Origin of the sequence: Bacteroides cutis (genome assembly GCF_900241005.1) — a bacterium.
Taxonomy (GTDB): Bacteria; Bacteroidota; Bacteroidia; order Bacteroidales; family Bacteroidaceae; genus Bacteroides; species Bacteroides cutis.
Genome location: NZ_OEST01000002.1, coordinates 657763 through 676207, shown reverse-complemented (window position 1 = coordinate 676207; position 18445 = coordinate 657763). Strand labels below are relative to the sequence as shown.

Below are 18445 nucleotides of genomic sequence, written 5' to 3'. Positions count from 1 at the left end.
AGACAAATGAAAGAAAACAATATAAAGAAAGTCCTGCTGCTCGGTTCCGGCGCATTGAAAATCGGTGAGGCGGGAGAGTTTGACTACTCCGGTTCGCAGGCACTCAAGGCATTGAAAGAGGAGGGTATCTATACCGTCCTTATCAATCCGAATATTGCTACCGTGCAAACTTCGGAAGGGGTTGCCGATCAGATTTACTTCCTGCCCGTTACTCCCTACTTCGTAGAGAAGGTTATTGAGAAAGAACGTCCCGACGGCATTATGCTTGCCTTTGGCGGACAGACAGCGTTAAATTGCGGTGTGGCACTGTATAAAGACGCTATCTTTGATAAATACAATGTAAAAGTACTCGGTACTCCCGTACAAGCCATTATCGACACCGAAGACCGTGAGATATTCGTGCGGAAACTGGATGAGATTGACGTAAAGACCATTAAGAGCGAAGCGGTGGAAAACGTGGTGGATGCACGTCGTGCAGCTAAGGAACTCGGTTATCCCGTTATCGTCCGTGCTGCATATGCGCTTGGTGGATTGGGTTCCGGTTTTTGTGACAATGAGGAAGAACTGAATGTGCTGGTAGAAAAAGCTTTCTCTTTCTCTCCGCAGGTATTGGTAGAGAAATCCTTGAGAGGTTGGAAAGAAGTGGAATACGAGGTTGTCCGTGACCGTTTCAATAACTGTATCACGGTTTGTAATATGGAGAACTTTGATCCGCTGGGTATTCATACTGGGGAGTCTATCGTCATTGCTCCGTCACAAACTCTGAGTAATGCGGACTATCATAAACTACGTGAACTCGCCATCCGCATTATCCGTCATATCGGAATTGTGGGGGAATGTAATGTGCAATATGCCTACGACCCGGAGAGTGAGGATTATCGTGTAATTGAGGTAAACGCACGCTTGAGCCGATCCTCTGCATTAGCTTCTAAAGCAACAGGTTATCCACTTGCTTTTGTCGCTGCAAAACTTGGTCTTGGATATGGGCTTTTTGATTTGAAAAACTCCGTAACCAAAACGACGAGCGCTTTCTTTGAACCGGCGTTGGACTATGTTGTCTGCAAAATTCCGCGTTGGGACTTAGGTAAGTTCCACGGTGTGGACAAAGAACTCGGTTCATCTATGAAGTCAGTTGGTGAGGTAATGGCTATCGGTCGTACTTTTGAAGAAGCTATTCAGAAAGGGTTGCGTATGATAGGACAGGGGATGCATGGTTTCGTAGAAAACAAGGAGCTTGTAATTCCTGACATTGACCAGGCGTTGCGTGAACCTACCGATAAACGTATCTTTGTTATCTCTAAAGCTTTTCGTGCCGGATACACCGTAGATCAGGTGCATGAGTTAACGAAGATTGATAAATGGTTCCTGGAGAAGCTGATGAATATAATGCGTACTAGCAAGGAATTGGAACAATGGAGTGGAAAGCATAAGGATATTGTTGACTTTCCTGTTGAATTGTTGCGTAAAGCTAAGATACAGGGCTTTTCGGACTTTCAGATAGCCCGTGCAATCGGTTATGAAGGTGATATGGAAGAGGGTATCCTCTATATCCGTAATTATCGTAAGAAGATGGGGGTACTACCTGTGGTGAAACAGATTGATACCCTTGCCGCCGAATATCCCGCACAAACTAATTACCTATACTTGACGTATAGCGGCATTGCCAACGATATACATTATCTAGGTGACCGTAAATCCATTGTGGTTCTTGGTTCGGGTGCTTATCGTATCGGGTCTTCAGTGGAATTTGACTGGTGTGGTGTACAAGCGCTCAACACCATCCGTAAGGAAGGTTATCGTAGTGTAATGATTAATTATAACCCGGAAACCGTATCTACGGACTACGATATGTGTGACCGTCTCTATTTTGATGAACTTACTTTCGAACGTGTCATGGATATCCTTGAATTGGAAACTCCTCATGGTGTCATTGTTTCTACTGGTGGACAGATACCTAATAATTTGGCCTTGCGCCTGGATGCGCAGAATGTTCCCATTCTTGGAACGAGTGCCAAGAGTATTGATAATGCTGAAGACCGTGACAAGTTCTCTGCTATGCTTGACCGTATCGGTGTGGATCAGCCCGAATGGAGAGCACTAACTTCACTTGAAGATATCAATGCTTTTGTAGATAAGGTAGGATTTCCGGTATTGGTTCGTCCGTCATACGTACTTTCTGGTGCTGCTATGAATGTATGTTCCAATCAAGAGGAGCTGGAACGTTTTCTGCTTTTGGCTGCCAATGTCAGCCAAAAACATCCGGTAGTAGTCAGCCAATTCATTGAACATGCCAAGGAGGTAGAGATGGATGCGGTGGCACAGGATGGTGAAATCATTGCATATGCTATCAGTGAACATATAGAATTCGCAGGGGTACATTCAGGTGATGCCACTATCCAGTTTCCACCGCAAAAGCTTTATGTGGAAACAGTACGCCGTATCAAGCGTATCAGTCGTGAGATTGCCCGTGAGCTGAATATATCGGGGCCATTCAATATCCAGTATCTGGCTAAAGACAACGATATCAAGGTAATTGAATGTAATTTGCGTGCCAGCCGTTCATTCCCGTTCGTCAGCAAAGTGCTTAAAATTAATTTTATCGAATTGGCTACGAAGGTGATGCTCGGTATTCCTGTACAGAAACCGGACAAAAATCTTTTCGACCTCGATTATGTAGGAATTAAGGCTTCTCAATTCTCTTTCAACCGCTTGCAAAAGGCAGATCCCGTGTTAGGGGTGGATATGGCGTCTACGGGTGAAGTGGGATGTATAGGTAGTGATACTTCCTGTGCTATTCTGAAAGCGATGCTATCAGTAGGTTATCGTATTCCGCAGAAAAATATCTTGCTTTCTACCGGTACGCCGAAGCAGAAGGTGGATATGCTTTCTGCAGCTCGTATGCTTCAAAATAAAGGATATAAATTGTTTGCAACTGGTGGCTCAAGTAAGTTCCTTACGGAGAATGGTGTAGAGAATACTCGCGTATACTGGCCGAGTGAACCTGATATGCAACCGCAGGCGCTGGATATGTTGCATAGAAAGGAGATTGATATGGTTGTGAACATTCCGAAAAATCTCACTGCGGGTGAGTTGGATAATGGTTATAAGATACGTCGTGCGGCCATTGATCTCAATATTCCGTTGATTACGAATGCGCGTTTGGCGAGTGCTTTTATCAATGCGTTTTGCACGATGACTCCAAATGATTTGGCTATAAAGTCGTGGGAAGAATATAAATAAAAGTACTTGAAACAGTATTTGTAAACAAAAACGAGGTTGTCTGAATACATTAAAAGTTTTCAGACCCCTCGTTTATTATATAGTTTCAATATATGACTGTCATTTCAGCAACGTCCCTGTAGCTTTTAGGTAAGTAATGTAATTCAGGTATAACCGAAAATGAGTATCTACTGTGTTTTCGTATGCTTGCTGCCACATAGCCTGTGCTTCCAGATGGTCGGATAGTGTTTCCAAACCTACATCATATTGACTACGACTTACTCTCATATTCTCTTCTGCCTGTTGTAGGGAACGTTTAGCGATAGAACTTTCCAACCGGGCTTCATCCAGATTATTGGCGGCCTGCGTCAATTCCAGTAACATCTGTTCGTTCATGTTTTCCTGTTCAAGGCGCGTCTGTTCCAGTTTGGCTTTGGCTGCACGTACTTTGTTGGTCCGTTCGCCGAAGTGGAAAATAGGTACACTTACATTTAGGAGAACGGAGAAACTGCCTTTATCGAACAGGTCTTGATTGTTGATTTCCAGACCATGGATATAGTCGTATGAACCTTTTATTCCAATTTGCGGTAATAGTTCGCTACGGTTCAACTTTACCTGTTGCTTGGCAATAGCTACTTGTTGATTCAGTATAGCATATTCGGGGCGGGCAGAGATGTCTGATATTTGCAACTGGATGTCTTGTTCTACTTCGGGAAAACTGTCGGAGATACATATGTTTGTTGTTAGAGGTTTTCCGATGTAGTGACAGAGGTTCATGGTTGCCAAGCGGAGTGCGTTATCGGTTTTGCGGATGTTGAGTTCGCTCTCGTTCAGTTTTACTTGTACTTTCAGAACGTCATTTTGAGACTTTAGGCCATGTTTGTAGGCACTTTCTACATTCTTCATCAATTCTATAAGTACTGCATTATACTTATGGGCTACTTTTTTCATCTCTTTGGCTTTGATAACCTGTGCATATGCCTGGTCCGTTTTTACAATGACTTCTGATGCTGTCAGCGTTTCATTCAGTTGCGCCATTTCTTTGCCCAATAAAGACATTTTGTAGGCCGCGCGAACTTTGCCGCCCATATAAAGTGGTTGTTCCACTTGTACACCTCCCATATATAATATACCTATTTTATAGTTAAGGTCCAGTCCCGGAAAGTAGGCAAAACCATTGTTGGGTAGAAATTGTCCCGTAGCATCGGGCAGGAAGGTAGGTAAGTTACCTCCGGCTATACCTAAGCTACCATCTGCTGTGCTGTAAATGCCCGTTCCACTAAGAGTGAAGTTTGGGAAAAAGTTTCCTTTGTAACTTTTTACGGTATACTGTGCGCCCTCCGTTTGCTTGACCGAAATAGCCATTTCTTTATTATATTTCAGTGCCATTTCTCTGCATTGTTCCAGAGTCAGGGTTTCTTGGGCAGAGATGCTGACAGAGAAGAATAGGGTAGTGAGGATAATTATTTCCTTTTTCATTGTTATTCGTTTTTTATGTGAAAGAATAATGCATACAGGATAGGAATAAAGAGGAGAGTTATCAATGTGCCGAATGTCAGGCCACCCATAATGGAAGCTGCCAATGAACCGAACATGGCATCAGGTAGTAACGGTATCATACCTAGAATAGTGGTTAACGCTGCCATAGTAACTGGACGTAGTCGGCTCTGGGCACTGTCAACTAATGCTGTAATCGGTTCTATTCCCTGATTGAGTTGCAGGGTGATTTCATCCATTAACACAATGCCATTCTTGATAAGCATACCTATCAGTCCCAGTGTACCTACAATTGCTACAAAGTTGAACGTCTTGCCTGTAAGCAGCATCACTGCCACTACTCCTACAAGAATCATGGGAAGACAACAGAAAATGATGGCTGGTTTACGGTAGTCCTTGAACAACATAATCAGAATGGCAATCATCAGGATAATGGCTAGTGGAAAATTCTTGAACAGGTATTTCATGGACTGGTCGCTCGCATTTTTTTCTCCTTGCCAATGCAGGGTATAACCGTCGGGTAGTTCTATCTGCTCTACTTTTCGGGCAATGGTCTGCCGTGCTTTCTCGGTTTCTATGCCGGGAGCGGGAGAACACTGTATACGTTGGCTACGTTGCCCGTTGTAACGTGGCACTACGGGATCCTCCCAACGGATATCGATGCTTTTGCTGATTTGTTTCAGTGGGGTACTTCCCATCAGGCTTTCCACCAGTTCTTCCTTACTCAAGGTACCGGCTTTCAACTTTACCATGGTTTCCTCATTCAACAATCCGTTCAACGAAGGAAGTGATGAGAATACCTGTGTGTTACCGAGATCTTCTATCGGTTGCCCTTTCTCGTCCAGACATTTCAGATAGATATTGTCGCGATGTATGCCCTCGTAAAAAGAACCGATGGGTATGCCACCGTTGACAGAGAGCAGGGACATGCTTACATCGTTGCGGCTCAGGCCCAGCGCGCGGGCGGCGGCTTGGTCGTATTCTATGGAAAGTACGGGTATCTGCGGTTCCCAGTCGGTAGTGATGAGGCAGACTTCAGGGGTATTCTCCATAATACTTTGTACGCTGTCGGCCAACTGGTGTAGTACGGCAGGATCCGGTCCCATGAATTGTACCTCGATAGGATACTTCTTGAACATCAGGTTATAGCGTTTCAATTTGATGTAAGCATTGGGATAGCGTTCTGTCAGATAATTTTGTATCTCATCCATATTCTTTACCAGGTCCTTCGGGGAAATAAAGTCTATAATCAGTTCGCCGTAGGAGAGAGAGGGGTTGGCAATGCTGCGTACCAGATTATACCGCCCCGGTGTACCGCCGATTGAAGTGGTGATGTGGGTGATTTCCTTGCGGGTTCTCAGATAATCCTCTATTTCTTTTAAATCCTGCGCCACTCGCGTGGAATTACTGCCTTCGGACAGTTTGTACTCCATATAGAGCTGGTCGTACACCATATCGGGGAAGAAGCCTTGCCGCATATATCCGTAGCCGAAAATGGAAAGTCCCAACAGGACGACCATTGCCAGTACGAAACTCCAGCGGTGTGCCAGTCCGAAGTGTAGGGCGGTACGTAATAGGGCGTATGTATGTCCTTTGTATTCACGTTTTCCGGTGGCGCTGGTTTCGACGGTGGGATGTAACCTGCTGTTTGCCATTAGTGGCACGTGCACCAATGCCAACACCCAGCTCAACAGCAAAGAGACTGCCAGTACGATGAATAGATCGCGGGTGTAGACACCTGCCGTATCCGGTGACATAAATATAGGCAGGAAGGCGATAATAGCTATCAGTGTAGCGCCCAGTAGGGGCATCGCTGTCTGGCGGCCGATAGCTGTCATTGCTTCCATACGGTTTTTGCCGGCTTTCAGGTCTACCAATATGCCGTCTATAATAACAATGGCATTATCTACCAGCATACCCATTGCCAGTACGAATGCGGCCAATGATACGCGTTGCATGGTTCCGCCTGCCGTTTGCAGGAACAGGAACGAGCCGAAGACGGTGACAATCAGGCTGACTCCGATAATGACTCCGCTCTTGAACCCCATTGCCAGCATCAGGATCACTACGACAATGATGACAGACTCCAACAAATTGATGACGAAAGTACCTAAAGATGCCCCTACGCGTTCCGGTTGATAGAATACTTTGTGGTATTCTACACCTGCGGGCAGACTACTTTCTTTCAACTGTGCCAATTTCTTTTCTACGGCGACGCCTACTTTCACGATGTCCGAACCACTGGATGCTGCGATAAGGATTCCCTGTGCCCGCTCGCTGTCAAAGAACAGTTCGTTGCGGGTAGGCTTTTCGTATCCTTTCTCTATTCGGGCGATGTCGCGTATGCGGAGCTGGTCGTTGTCATGTCCTTGTATCAGCATGTTGCCTATGTCCTCTACCGTCCTGAACTTATCACTGACGGTCACGCGGATACGGTTATCTCCGTTATCGTAGTAACCGCTGTATGTGGTTTTGTTTTGTCCGTTCATAGTGGCGAGGACTTCGGCTGGCTTCACACCGAGGTTTGCCATGCGGTCTTGCAACAGGGAAATATTGATGCATTCGGGGCGTTTGCCGTACAACTCCACCCGGTCTACACCTTCCATATCGCTGATTTCACGTTTGATGAGTTCGGCGTAGTCAGACAGTTCGCGGTCGGACAGCCCGTCACCCGTCAAAGCATAGAACATGCCGTACACGTTGCCGAAATCATCCTTGACAATCGGTGTGCTTGCCCCGTCGGGTAAGAGGGTGCAGGCATCGTTTACCTTGCGGCGCAACATGTCCCAGCATTGCTCCACTTCTTCATCCTGGGTGGTAGTAGTCAGCTCTATTTGTATCAGGGAAAGGTCATTGTATGAGTAGCTTTCCACATTGTCTATATTTCCCATGCTGCGGATGCTCTTTTCCAGTACATCCGTCACTTCCAATTCTACCTGGTGGGCAGAGGCTCCCGGATAGGTGGTTACCACCATAGCGAGCTTCACCTTTATTTCCGGATCTTCCAATTTGCTCATCTGATAGCAAGAAAGAACTCCGCCGACAAACAATACAGACACCAGGAAATAAACCAGGTTACGGTTCTTGAATGCCCATTTACTTATATCCATATTACTGATTTTTTAAGATGTAATTCCATGTTACAGCAGTCCTCCGATATTTGTTTTACTGGTGTTGGGTAGGGGTTTTACGGTTTCTCCGTCTTTTATGTGATGTATTCCTGCGGATACCACCAATTCTCCGGGTTTCAGCTCATCGGAGGTAATGATACTGCGTCCGTTGCTCAGCAGGCGTACAACGCTCACTTCACGGTTGTTTACTTTGTTGTTGGAGGGGTTGTAAACAAAGACACAGGTCTTTCCGTCTTTATGTAATATGGCACTGCCGGGTACGGACAAACAGTGTGGACTGTTATTGTCGTAATGAATGGTGACCATTGTATTCATACCCGGAGAGGGAATGGGCCGGTCATCCGCAATCAGTTGCAGACGCATGGTATACAATTGATTTGCGTTGGCTTTGGGAGTGATACTGATTGGGGTCAGCCGGTAAGTCTTTCCCGGATAAATGTCGAATGTACAATGATATTGGTTGAACTGTTCTCGCCGGATATATTCGGCTGCCGGAAGGTTTATCTCAATTTCCGGGGTACTGCTGCTAATCATGGACAGGACAGGCATTCCGGCGCCTATCGTTTCGTGTGTCTCGAATAGACGTTTCTGTATATAGCCGTTGAAGGGTGCATAAAGGCGGGTGTAGTATAACTGGTCTTTGTGATGCTGGTATTTGGCAGTGATTTGTTTCAGTCCATATACAGCCTTGTCGTTGGTACTGGGAGTGGTTCCGTTATCTTTGTACAATGCCATTACGCGTTCCGCTTCCGCTTTAACTTGCTTGTATTCGGCTTCGGTGGCATCCAGTTGTACTTGGTAGTCCGTTGGGTCCAGTTCGGCGAGCAACTGGCCGGCTTGTACGCGGGCGCCATCTTTCACGTGTATTTTCTGTATTGTTCCACTTACCCTGAATGCGAGACTGATGTCCTGCGCCGCTTTTACCTTTCCGGGATATTGCAGGTGGGTTTGCCCTCCGGCGAAAATAATTGTATCTATTTTTACTGTCTGGCATTCTTTCGCATCTTTTCTACCGTTGGTACAAGATATGAGCGAGTACAGGGAAATGCTTGCTAAAATCCAATAAATTCGTTTCATAATCTATAGTATATTTAGTTTTTGGACAAAATTAGTCAGCATCTCGTATATAGAAAAGGTTTATATGCATTATTAAATGTTCTGTTTATGACATTTTCCAGAAAAACAGACTGTTTTTTTGTACATGAGGCATCTTAAAACCACGATAATGTTTAGTTTTGCTCAAATTTACTTTTCCACTATTGTTTATTTATCATATTACTATCTTATTACCTTATCGTTTTTTATTATCTTTACGGGCAAATTTATGAACATCTTATACCTCAATGAATACACAGAACTCTTATCTTCCTTCGAAACCGCATTATGAGATACTCGACGGGCTTCGTGGCGTAGCTGCTGTAATGGTTGTTGCTTTTCACCTTTTAGAAGCACACTCGGGCGGCAATCACTTGGAACAGTTTATCAATCACGGATACTTGGCAGTCGATTTCTTTTTTATGCTTTCGGGCTTCGTTATCGGTTATGCTTATGATGACCGTTGGAACCGGATGTCGGTAGGGACTTTCTTTAAACGGCGTATTATCCGCCTGCAACCGATGGTGATTATAGGCAGTATCGTAGGGGCGGCTTTTTTCTATTTTCAAAAGTCATCCTGTTTTCCGGCTATTGAGAATACTCCTGTTGGCACAGTGTTGCTGATTATGCTACTGGGCTGCACGTTATTGCCTCTTCCGTTGAAATGGGATGTACGTGGCTGGACGGAAATGCATCCGCTCAATGGTCCGGCATGGTCGCTCTACTATGAGTATATCGGTAATATTCTATATGGGTTGTTTATCCGTAAGTTCAATAAAGTAGCTTTGTCTATCTTGGTATTTGTTGCCGGTTGCTTTACGGTGCATCTTTGCCTGACTGCTCCGGCAGGCGATATTGTAGGAGGATGGGCTTTGAACTGGGAGCAACAATATGTAGGGATGGTTCGGTTGATGTATCCTTTTTTCGGTGGATTGCTCTTATCTCGTTTGGGATGGTTAATTCGTACGGAGAAACGCGCTTTCTGGTGGTGCAGTCTGATGATTGTTGTGGTTCTTTCTATTCCCCGTATCGGTGGTGAAGAGGGGTTTTGGATGAATGGGCTTTATGAAGCAATCTGCATTCTTTTTATCTTTCCGGTTATTGTTTCAATGGGAGCGGGAGGTAAGGTTACGGGCAAGCGTTCTACTGCTGTGTGTAAATTTCTGGGAGATATATCCTATCCGGTATATATCACTCATTATCCGTTGGTATATACTTATACTGCGTGGGTATGTAACAATAATGCAACGATGGTGGAAGGTATTCCTTATATGATATTGACTTTCGTAGGTGCATTCGTGTTGGCTTATCTCTGCTTGAAACTCTACGACGAGCCGGTACGTAAATGGTTGACAGACCATTTCCTGAAAGGGAAAAAGGAAGATTAAGTTGTTTTCCTTTGAAAATCTTCTTTTTTGTCAATAGCAGATTTATGCAAGTTTAACGGACGGGGGACTCAAGTTCCCCGTTTTTATTCCAATGACATCCGGTTCGCTCACTCTGAATGCACCATTTGCTAATGTTGAACATTGTATCCGTAACCATGTACTTTAGCTTCGTAAACATCAAGGATAATTGCCGAAACCACAGGCATTTTCATCGCAAACCACAGGTGTTTTGTCCGTTAAGGTGTGGCATTTGGGGAGTAAACTTGTGTCGTTTGCCCTGCAAGCGTGCGTCATTTCAAACAGATAAGAATAGAGGGAAACAAAAAACGGAGAAGCAATGCCTCTCCGTTTATCTTAATTTAAAATTGAAGTATCTATAAATTCACCTTACAAATATACAACATCACGAAGGTGATGTCAAGTGTTCAGGCATTTATTTTATAAATAATCTTCCATTCGTTTACTTACTTTCCATTTTATTAATTGTCGATTATCTTATTTTACGTCAATGAATTTTTTACTTCTTTCCTTTTCCTGTTCGGTGAATTTTGGCAGGTTGATGTTCAACACGCCGTTTTCTACACTAGCTGAAATCTTGTCCTTATCGACATCTTCAGGAAGAATCATAGTCTGTTGGAATTTAGAGTATGAAAACTCACGACGCAGATAGCGACCTTCTTTCTTTTCATCTTTGTTATCTTCCTTGTTGTCCGTTTTCTTTTCCATGCTGATAACAAGGTTGTTTTCTTCATCGATATGAACGTTGAAATCTTCTTTTGTCATACCAGGGGCAGCTAATTCTACTTTGTATTCTTTTTCAGTTTCAAATACATTGATGGCAGGAGCAGTTGCATTAGCTTTTACCATCCAGTCATTATCAAAGAAATCGTTAAAGATACTTGGTAACCAATTCTGAGATCTTCTTACAGGCATCATAATCATAGTCTCCTATTTTTTTAAAGTTATACATTCAGTTTAGCTTTGAGCTCGGTTTGATATCTTCAGGTATCGTTTTTTAAATTCTTACCATCCGGTATCTAAACCGTTGCTCACTAACTACTTTGCAAATCTTATGCCAGTTGGTTTTACTTGACTTTATTGACTAATTGTCATTTGTTGGCTGACTATTTTACCTGTTTAGTGACAAAATGCTATCTTTTTATTTAATTTTGATTGAAATTTAGACTAATTTAAAACGTATTCTCCAACACTTATTTTCTTCATTCCAATCATGACTGATGATTTTAAAAGTACCAATCTCTGAAGTGTTGTTTACGTGAATACCAATACACAGACATTCATCATAATCTCCTACTTTCACAACTCTTACGGTTTTCGAGGCATCTTCGGGTAATCGTGCCAAATCAAAACGTCCTTTGGCTTCTTCTTGAGTTATAAACTCTGTGATAATTGATAAATGTTGAGCTATCACTTCATTAACTGTTTGCTCTAACTTCTTTACCTCTTCTTCCGTTGGACATGTTTCCAATCTGTAATCCAGTTTACTTTTTTTTCGCTCAATGTGTGCTGAAATTGATCGTCCGCAACCGAATAAACGAATCATGGTTTGGTTAATGATGTGTTCGCAAGTGTGCATAGGAGGGTACTCCTGCTTGTTATGATCGTTGAGTATGATTTCTTCCATATATTATTTTTTATCAAACAATTCAGACATGTATTCCATGGAACGGCTGATATCAAAATAGACTTGACTTTCTCCACCGTTTTTATTTTCATATACCATTAAGTCGCAATGACTGTTTGTGGAGTGATTGTTTGAGCCGACATAATTGTCGGTATCAAAAGTAGACTGAATAGTAATAAGATTTTTTTCATACGTATATCAAATAAAGTTAGTAAATTCTATCTTTATATATTTATCTTAGAACGATACTCGTATTTCTTCTGCCAGAATGCTGTATACATGGACATCCGTATATTCTCCTGATGATAATAATTCTCCTGCCCGTTCCGTGCCTTCATGGTGAAATCCTAAACGAAGGGGAATTTGATTGCTTGCAATATTATTTATGGCACAGCGGATTTGAATTCGTTTTATTCCTTTTTCGTCTACAGCCCATTGGCAGAGCTTATGTACACAAGTGGTCATGATACCTTGATGCTGATATTCAGGTAACAACCAATAACCTATTTCAGTGCGATGATTGTCAAAATCAGAAAAATGAAATCCTATGAGTCCACATACTTCATCTTGTCCGTTGCGAATGGTAAATATGGGTTCATATTTCTCAGCAGGGGCGGAGAGGATGGATTTGAGGAACATTTCTTCATCTGCCACAGATTTCAAATTGTCAACGAAAGGCAGCCATATTCGCATATAATCCCGATGGGTGTTTATTGCGTGATAGATGGCTGCTGCATCTTTCAACATTACTTCGCGTAAAGTTATGTTTGGAAGAATGGGGAATGATACCGGAGTATCTTTTTGAATAACTACTGGTAATTGCCCGGATGTTATTCTTTCTTTGATTTTTTCCCAAGCATGGGTATTGAAAAGGCAACTTTCACGCATAGTATTGTACATTTCCTTGAATCTGGACATCGGAATGGTAAAGCTTAACAAGTTTGCTTCAAAATACGGACGTACGGAAGGATCAAAAAATCCCAGAAAAGTACGTTTTCCTTGTTTTCTGTTTTCGAGAATTGTTTGTGTCACAATAGAACAACAACCTGAGCCGAAAGGACTACATACAGCATCTGTTGTATTTGTATCAAAGAAAGTCCAGGTTGTTAGTCCGGCTAGTATATCCGGGGTAGCCAGAAAAAAAAGTCCCTCAACTTCATCTAAAGAATTTATCTGGTCGATACGTGCGAAATGAAGAAATTTTTTGTTTGTTTTGAGGATTTGGATCTCATTAATGAAGTCGGCTACCATTTCGGGAGTTTTTTTATATTTTTCTTTCAGAGATACGAAACTGGGAACATATTCCGGCATATCAGTAAATCCCGTATAGAATTTACCCCCTCCACAACCTATTGTTTCAGCATTGAGACTGATGATTTTTCCCTCTCTGACTTGTTGTATGTATTTAAAGAAACAACCGTTTACTTTTTCTGTTTCTGCTTCTAATTGGTCTGAATACCAAAAAGCGATAGGAAGTTCAGCTTGTTTACAGAATGCTTCGTAATAATTGGTTATGAATGTACGTATATCCATAAAAGTCGTATTTTAAATTTGGAAGTAAAGGTAATGATAAGTTCTGGAATTTGTATACTTGACGGTTATAAATAAAAAAAGGAGTACCGCTGTACTCCAACCTTTGTTAACCTTAAATCTAATACTATGAAAAACACATTGCAAAGATACGGACTTCCAGGAAATCTGCAAATAAACCAAGAAAAAAGATGTGTTTTATAACACTTATTATAAAAAAACTTCTTCACTATATTTTTTTTAAGAGTTTCAACCCTTAGCTTCTTGATACATAAAGCGCTTGATACTCTTTTTAGCTGTTTTTTCAAATTCTTCAAAATGGATTTTTACTTTAGTAATCTGGCAGTATGAAGGTAATAGTTGATTCAGTTCTTTACGGTTTTCTTCCATTACGTTTGCAATATCATTTTGTTGTAAGCCATGGGCAAATGCGTCATCAAAATCGGGGTAAACAAGGGCAACAAGTTTATCGTTTTGCAGGACGATAAGCGATTCGGATACATATGGCATATTGTTCAGCTTACTTTCAATCTCTTCGGGGTAAATGTTTTGTCCACTTGAAGTGAGCAAAAGATTTTTACTGCGACCACGTACGGTAACATAACCATCAATATCTATGGTGGCAAGATCACCCGTATGAAGCCAACCATTAACGTCAATGATTTGTGAAGTAGCCTCGGGATTTTTATAGTACCCCAACATCAGGTTAGCACCTCGACAGATTATTTCACCTGCTACATTTTGTGGATCAGGAGAGTCTATTTTCACTTCCATCCGAGTAGTAGCTTTACCACAAGAGGCAAGTTTCAATGTTTCCCATCGGCTGGAGCAAATGATAGGTCCACATTCTGTCATACCATATGCGATGGTATAGGGAAATCCTATTTGTTTGAGGAAACGCTCTACGTCAGCATTAAAAGGTGCACCACCAATGATAATCTCATCGAAGTTTCCACCAAAGACTTCCATTGCCTTTTTGCGCATGTCAGCCTTTATTTTATCATTAACGATAGGCATGCGCAACAATAATTTGCCAATTTTATTGTCAATTTGGGGCAAGATATCTTTTTTGATAATTTTTTCCACAATAAGCGGTACACAAGATATAATACGTGGTTTGATTTCAGAAAATGACTGGGCAATAATTTTGGGTGAAGGCATCCGTGTAAGGAAATACAAATGTGCGCCAACAGAAAATCCATACAGGAAATCATATACCATACCGAATACGTGTCCCAAAGGAAGCATGGAAACAATATGATCGCCTGGGCGTACAGGAAGCATCTCATGACAATAAGCTATATTTGACCATAGGCTGCGATAGGGAAGCATAACTCCTTTGGAGTACCCTGTTGTACCGGAAGTATAGTTAATAACCGCCAATTCTTCAGGTGACTGTTCCTTACGATAACAGATATGTTCAGGACGAAAATTCTTAGGATAATGTGCACCGTAGATAGCATTACGATGTTCGAAAGCTTCCATAAGTTGCTTATTACGGCATACAACCGGAGTAAAATCAGTCAACAATACAATTCCCATCAATAATGGCATCGCATCTTCGTTCAGACTTTCCCAAGCTTGATCTCCTACAAAAAGTAGCTTGGCTTCGGAGTGATTGACGATATTGTGGATATTATCTGCTTTAAACTCATGGAGGATAGGAACAATGATAGCCCCATATGTGAGAGTTGCGAGAAAACATACTCCCCAATGGGCACTGTTACGTCCACATACAGCTATTTTGTCTCCAGGTTTAATACCGGCACTTTCCAGTACAATGTGAAACTTAGCTATTTTACGAGCTACATCTTTATATTGTAAGGTAATTCCTTTGTAGTCTGTCAGAGCATTTCGATCCCAGTTCTTTATGATGCTTTGTTCTATGTAGTCGATGAATAGTGGTTTTTGTTCCATTCGTTAAATTTGCACACTTTAGTTAAAACTGCGCAAATATAGAGCTTATAGTGATGCAAAACAAGTGGTTTTGTTTTTTTTTCTTAGTGGAATACTCTTCTGTTTTTCTTATTCTTTGTTTTTCTCTGAAATCAGAAGTAACTTATCTCCTACATGTAACTTTAACGTACCATTAGGAATGAGATATTCATCACCGCGTTTCACTATCATCACAAGTGTGCCTTTGGGAAGATTCATATCTTTCAAAGTTTCTCCTTTTTTTAATATTTCTTCTGTGACAGTCACGTCACGTAAATCAGAATCTATTTCTTCAGGCAATTCAACACCAAAGTCATTTCCTGTTTTCTCCAATGGTGTGGAAAGTCCCAATATACGGGCTACCCATGAAACGGTAGTACCCTGGACTATGAGAGAAACAATAGTGATGAAGAATACAATATTAAAAATACTATGGGCACCAGGTACATTGGCTACTACCGGATAAGTTGCAAAAATAATGGGGACTGCTCCACGTAATCCCACCCATGATATGAACAAACGTGATTTCATCGTTATCTTTTTGCCGAAAGGAAGTAAGCAAAGAAATACACTGAGTGGACGTCCGATAACAATCATGAATATACCGATGAGTAATGCAACAACGCTTACTTCCAGCATTTCGTGGGGATTGACAAGCAATCCGAGACAGAGGAACATAATAATTTGGAATAACCATGTCAATCCGTCCATGAATGTATATATTTCTTTACGATACATGATTTTATTGTTACCTACCATCATACCGGCAATATATACGGCAAGATAACCGTTACCTTTTAGCAAATCTGTTATAGAGAAAGTGAAAAATACGAATGCAAGCAATAGAATAGGATAGAGGGATTGATTGTCTATATTCAGTTTATTCAGCATGAGTATAGCCAGTTTACCTAACAAATAACCGGCAACAGCCCCTACAATGAATTGGATAATGAAAGAACCTAAAATATTTCCTACACCCATTCCAGAAGATTGGATAAATTGAATCAGTACAATTGTAAGCATATATGCCATTGGATCATTGCTACCACTTTCTAATTCTAACATAGGACGCAGATTATGCTTCAAATTCATCTTTTGCGAACGGAGTATGGCAAATACCGAAGCGGAGTCTGTTGACGACATAGTAGATGCCAATAGTAAAGAGGTAATGAGAGGCAGTTGTATATTTGTCCAACTCATTCCGGAAAGCCACCAGATAAAAAGTCCGGTGAATAGTGCTGTTAGTAGTACGCCAGCAGTGGAAAGTACAATACCCGGTACAAGGATCGGTTTGATTTCCGTATACTTAGTATCCATACCACCGGAAAATAAGATAATGCTAAGGGCTACCATACCGATAAACTGTGCTTCTTTGGCATTATGGAATTGCAAACCGAGACCGTCACTACCAAACAACATGCCTACTACAAGAAAAAGCAATAAGGCGGGAACTCCAAAACGATAACCGGTTTTTCCTACAATGATACTGACGAAAAGCAAAATAGAACCAACAAGTAGAATGTTTTCTGCTGTGAATAACATATGTTCTGTATTGTAAAGTTTGTAATACGATGAATTGTATATCTTATTGGACAAAGATAGCCAATATTATTAACAAATGCAAATACCAAATAGTTCAATTAAATTTTAGGACAAAGGTGGTTTCCTTACTGGGTATTAATGAAATACTTCCACCAGATAGCCGCATAATTTGGCGTGAAATGCTCAGACCTATACCACTACCATTTTCTTTAGTTGTGAAAAATGGAATGAAAATATGTTCTGCTATATCGGGGGAAATAACAGGACCATTATTTGATATTTCTATAACTACTGCTTCTGCTTCATTACAATAGGCGCGGATATTAATATAACCATTTTCAATTTTGGCAGGAGAAGTTTCGATAGCTTGTATTGCATTTTTTAGTAAATTGATTACAACTTGTGAAATTAGGTTTTCATCAGCATGAAGTATGAGGTCATCAGGCATGACATGAGTATGGAAGGTAACAGGAGAATTGGGGTATTGATGATGTGCCAGTTCGACCATACGGTTGATAAAAGCTTTTACATAAAATAAAGAGGGTTCGGGTGTAGGGATACGGGTAAATTTGCGATAGGACTCTACAAAGGATAATAGACCTTTACCTGTACTGCTGATAGTTTGCAGACCGTTTTGTATTTCCTCTGTTGCTTTACGCTCTTTACTAAGCCCTAATAGTGTATCACTCAACGAAGTTATAGGAGTAACGGCGTTCATGATTTCATGGGTCAATACACGAGTAAGTCGTATCCAGGAATCAATCTCTTTTTCGTCTAGTTCAGAGTTAATGTCGTTCAGTGCAAGAATACGTAAATGTTCCTGATGAACAGTTATATTACTGACGCGAATGGAAAGGTTGATTGTTCCTCGTTCATTATTAATATTTATTTGAAGCTTGTCCCCGGGACAGCAATGAGCAAGTATATCCATCAAGTGCATATCTATACGACTCAGTTGGTGGATGTGAGTAAAGACATCTAGTCCGAGTAGTCGCAAAGCTTCACTGTTCTTTTGATAAACCGATCCACTGTCGTTCAAAACGAGAATACCAGTATTGACACAATCAAGGATAAGTTCATAGTATTTCTCTTGTTGAGCTGTTTCATTTTTTACATTATACAGAATATGTGCTACACGATTCAGAGCACGATTTACGAGACGGGTATCGGCAGTTTCGTCGGTTTCGGAAAAATGGATTGAGCTATCGTTGTTTTCAATGGCATCGAGCATAAAAAGCACCTTCCAGGTATGATGTTGATAGAGATGTTGCTGCCAACGTATGGCGAGAGGTAAAAGTACTGTAGTAAAGATTGCCCAAAATAGTGAATCACCAAGTCCTTTGGTTTCGGTGGTTTCGAGAATAACAAGTGTCCACATTATTCCTGCCAAAAGTGCAACCAGCAAACTGATGGTGGTTCGGAAAATGTAATATTGCCTTATGTCTCTGAATTTCATATTTTAT

At 41.5% G+C, this 18445-nt stretch carries 11 protein-coding genes; 2 read left to right on the top strand and 9 right to left on the bottom strand.

From position 1 onward, the window contains the following. Positions 1–6: 6 nt before the first annotated feature. The gene (carB, locus tag C1A09_RS06955) at positions 7–3240 is read left to right on the top strand and encodes a carbamoyl-phosphate synthase (glutamine-hydrolyzing) large subunit (RefSeq protein ID WP_101542925.1); all 3234 of its coding nucleotides are present in this window, start codon (positions 7–9) and stop codon (positions 3238–3240) included. 99 nt (positions 3241–3339) lie between these two features. On the opposite strand, the gene C1A09_RS06950 is transcribed toward carB, so the two are convergent. From C1A09_RS06950 to C1A09_RS06940, 3 genes are read right to left on the bottom strand one after another with little or no spacing between them, the layout of a single operon-like run. After that, entirely contained in the window at positions 3340–4698 is a 1359-nt protein-coding gene (locus C1A09_RS06950; RefSeq protein ID WP_101542924.1) for a TolC family protein, read from the bottom strand. Between the two features lie 2 nt (positions 4699–4700). Further along, the gene (locus C1A09_RS06945) at positions 4701–7826 is read right to left on the bottom strand and encodes an efflux RND transporter permease subunit (RefSeq protein ID WP_101542923.1); all 3126 of its coding nucleotides are present in this window, start codon (positions 7824–7826) and stop codon (positions 4701–4703) included. Positions 7827–7856: 30 nt separating this feature from the next. Continuing rightward, entirely contained in the window at positions 7857–8924 is a 1068-nt protein-coding gene (locus C1A09_RS06940) for an efflux RND transporter periplasmic adaptor subunit (RefSeq protein WP_101542922.1), read from the bottom strand. A 266-nt stretch (positions 8925–9190) separates the two neighbouring features. Between C1A09_RS06940 and C1A09_RS06935 the strand changes: the two genes are divergently transcribed. After that, entirely contained in the window at positions 9191–10330 is a 1140-nt protein-coding gene (locus C1A09_RS06935; RefSeq protein ID WP_101542921.1) for an acyltransferase family protein, read from the top strand. A 495-nt stretch (positions 10331–10825) separates the two neighbouring features. On the opposite strand, the gene C1A09_RS06930 is transcribed toward C1A09_RS06935, so the two are convergent. The 6 genes from C1A09_RS06930 to C1A09_RS06905 form a co-directional block, all read right to left on the bottom strand. Then, the gene (locus C1A09_RS06930) at positions 10826–11266 is read right to left on the bottom strand and encodes an Hsp20/alpha crystallin family protein (RefSeq protein WP_101543006.1); all 441 of its coding nucleotides are present in this window, start codon (positions 11264–11266) and stop codon (positions 10826–10828) included. Positions 11267–11510: 244 nt separating this feature from the next. Next, entirely contained in the window at positions 11511–11975 is a 465-nt protein-coding gene (locus tag C1A09_RS06925; protein WP_101542920.1) for an alanyl-tRNA editing protein, read from the bottom strand. Positions 11976–12212: 237 nt separating this feature from the next. Continuing rightward, on the bottom strand, positions 12213–13508 hold the full coding sequence (locus tag C1A09_RS06920) for a GNAT family N-acetyltransferase (protein WP_101542919.1): 1296 nt from the start codon (positions 13506–13508) through the stop codon (positions 12213–12215). A gap of 246 nt (positions 13509–13754) precedes the next feature. Beyond that, positions 13755–15422 carry a long-chain fatty acid--CoA ligase gene (locus tag C1A09_RS06915; RefSeq protein ID WP_101542918.1) on the bottom strand — a complete coding sequence of 556 codons (1668 nt, stop codon included), beginning with the start codon at positions 15420–15422 and terminating at the stop codon, positions 13755–13757. Positions 15423–15530: 108 nt separating this feature from the next. After that, a complete protein-coding gene (locus C1A09_RS06910) occupies positions 15531–16982 on the bottom strand; it encodes a potassium/proton antiporter (protein WP_101543005.1) in 1452 nt (483 codons plus the stop codon). A gap of 94 nt (positions 16983–17076) precedes the next feature. Further along, a complete protein-coding gene (locus C1A09_RS06905; protein ID WP_101542917.1) occupies positions 17077–18438 on the bottom strand; it encodes a sensor histidine kinase in 1362 nt (453 codons plus the stop codon). Between the last annotated feature and the right edge of the window lie 7 nt (positions 18439–18445).

Coding starts and splice junctions, on each gene's coding strand:
- carB (WP_101542925.1), top strand. CDS start 7: ATGAAAGAAAACAATATAAAGAAAGTCCTGCTGCTCGGTTCCGGCGCA.
- C1A09_RS06950 (WP_101542924.1), bottom strand. CDS start 4,698: ATGAAAAAGGAAATAATTATCCTCACTACCCTATTCTTCTCTGTCAGC.
- C1A09_RS06945 (WP_101542923.1), bottom strand. CDS start 7,826: ATGGATATAAGTAAATGGGCATTCAAGAACCGTAACCTGGTTTATTTC.
- C1A09_RS06940 (WP_101542922.1), bottom strand. CDS start 8,924: ATGAAACGAATTTATTGGATTTTAGCAAGCATTTCCCTGTACTCGCTC.
- C1A09_RS06935 (WP_101542921.1), top strand. CDS start 9,191: ATGAATACACAGAACTCTTATCTTCCTTCGAAACCGCATTATGAGATA.
- C1A09_RS06930 (WP_101543006.1), bottom strand. CDS start 11,266: ATGATGCCTGTAAGAAGATCTCAGAATTGGTTACCAAGTATCTTTAAC.
- C1A09_RS06925 (WP_101542920.1), bottom strand. CDS start 11,975: ATGGAAGAAATCATACTCAACGATCATAACAAGCAGGAGTACCCTCCT.
- C1A09_RS06920 (WP_101542919.1), bottom strand. CDS start 13,508: ATGGATATACGTACATTCATAACCAATTATTACGAAGCATTCTGTAAA.
- C1A09_RS06915 (WP_101542918.1), bottom strand. CDS start 15,422: ATGGAACAAAAACCACTATTCATCGACTACATAGAACAAAGCATCATA.
- C1A09_RS06910 (WP_101543005.1), bottom strand. CDS start 16,982: ATGTTATTCACAGCAGAAAACATTCTACTTGTTGGTTCTATTTTGCTT.
- C1A09_RS06905 (WP_101542917.1), bottom strand. CDS start 18,438: ATGAAATTCAGAGACATAAGGCAATATTACATTTTCCGAACCACCATC.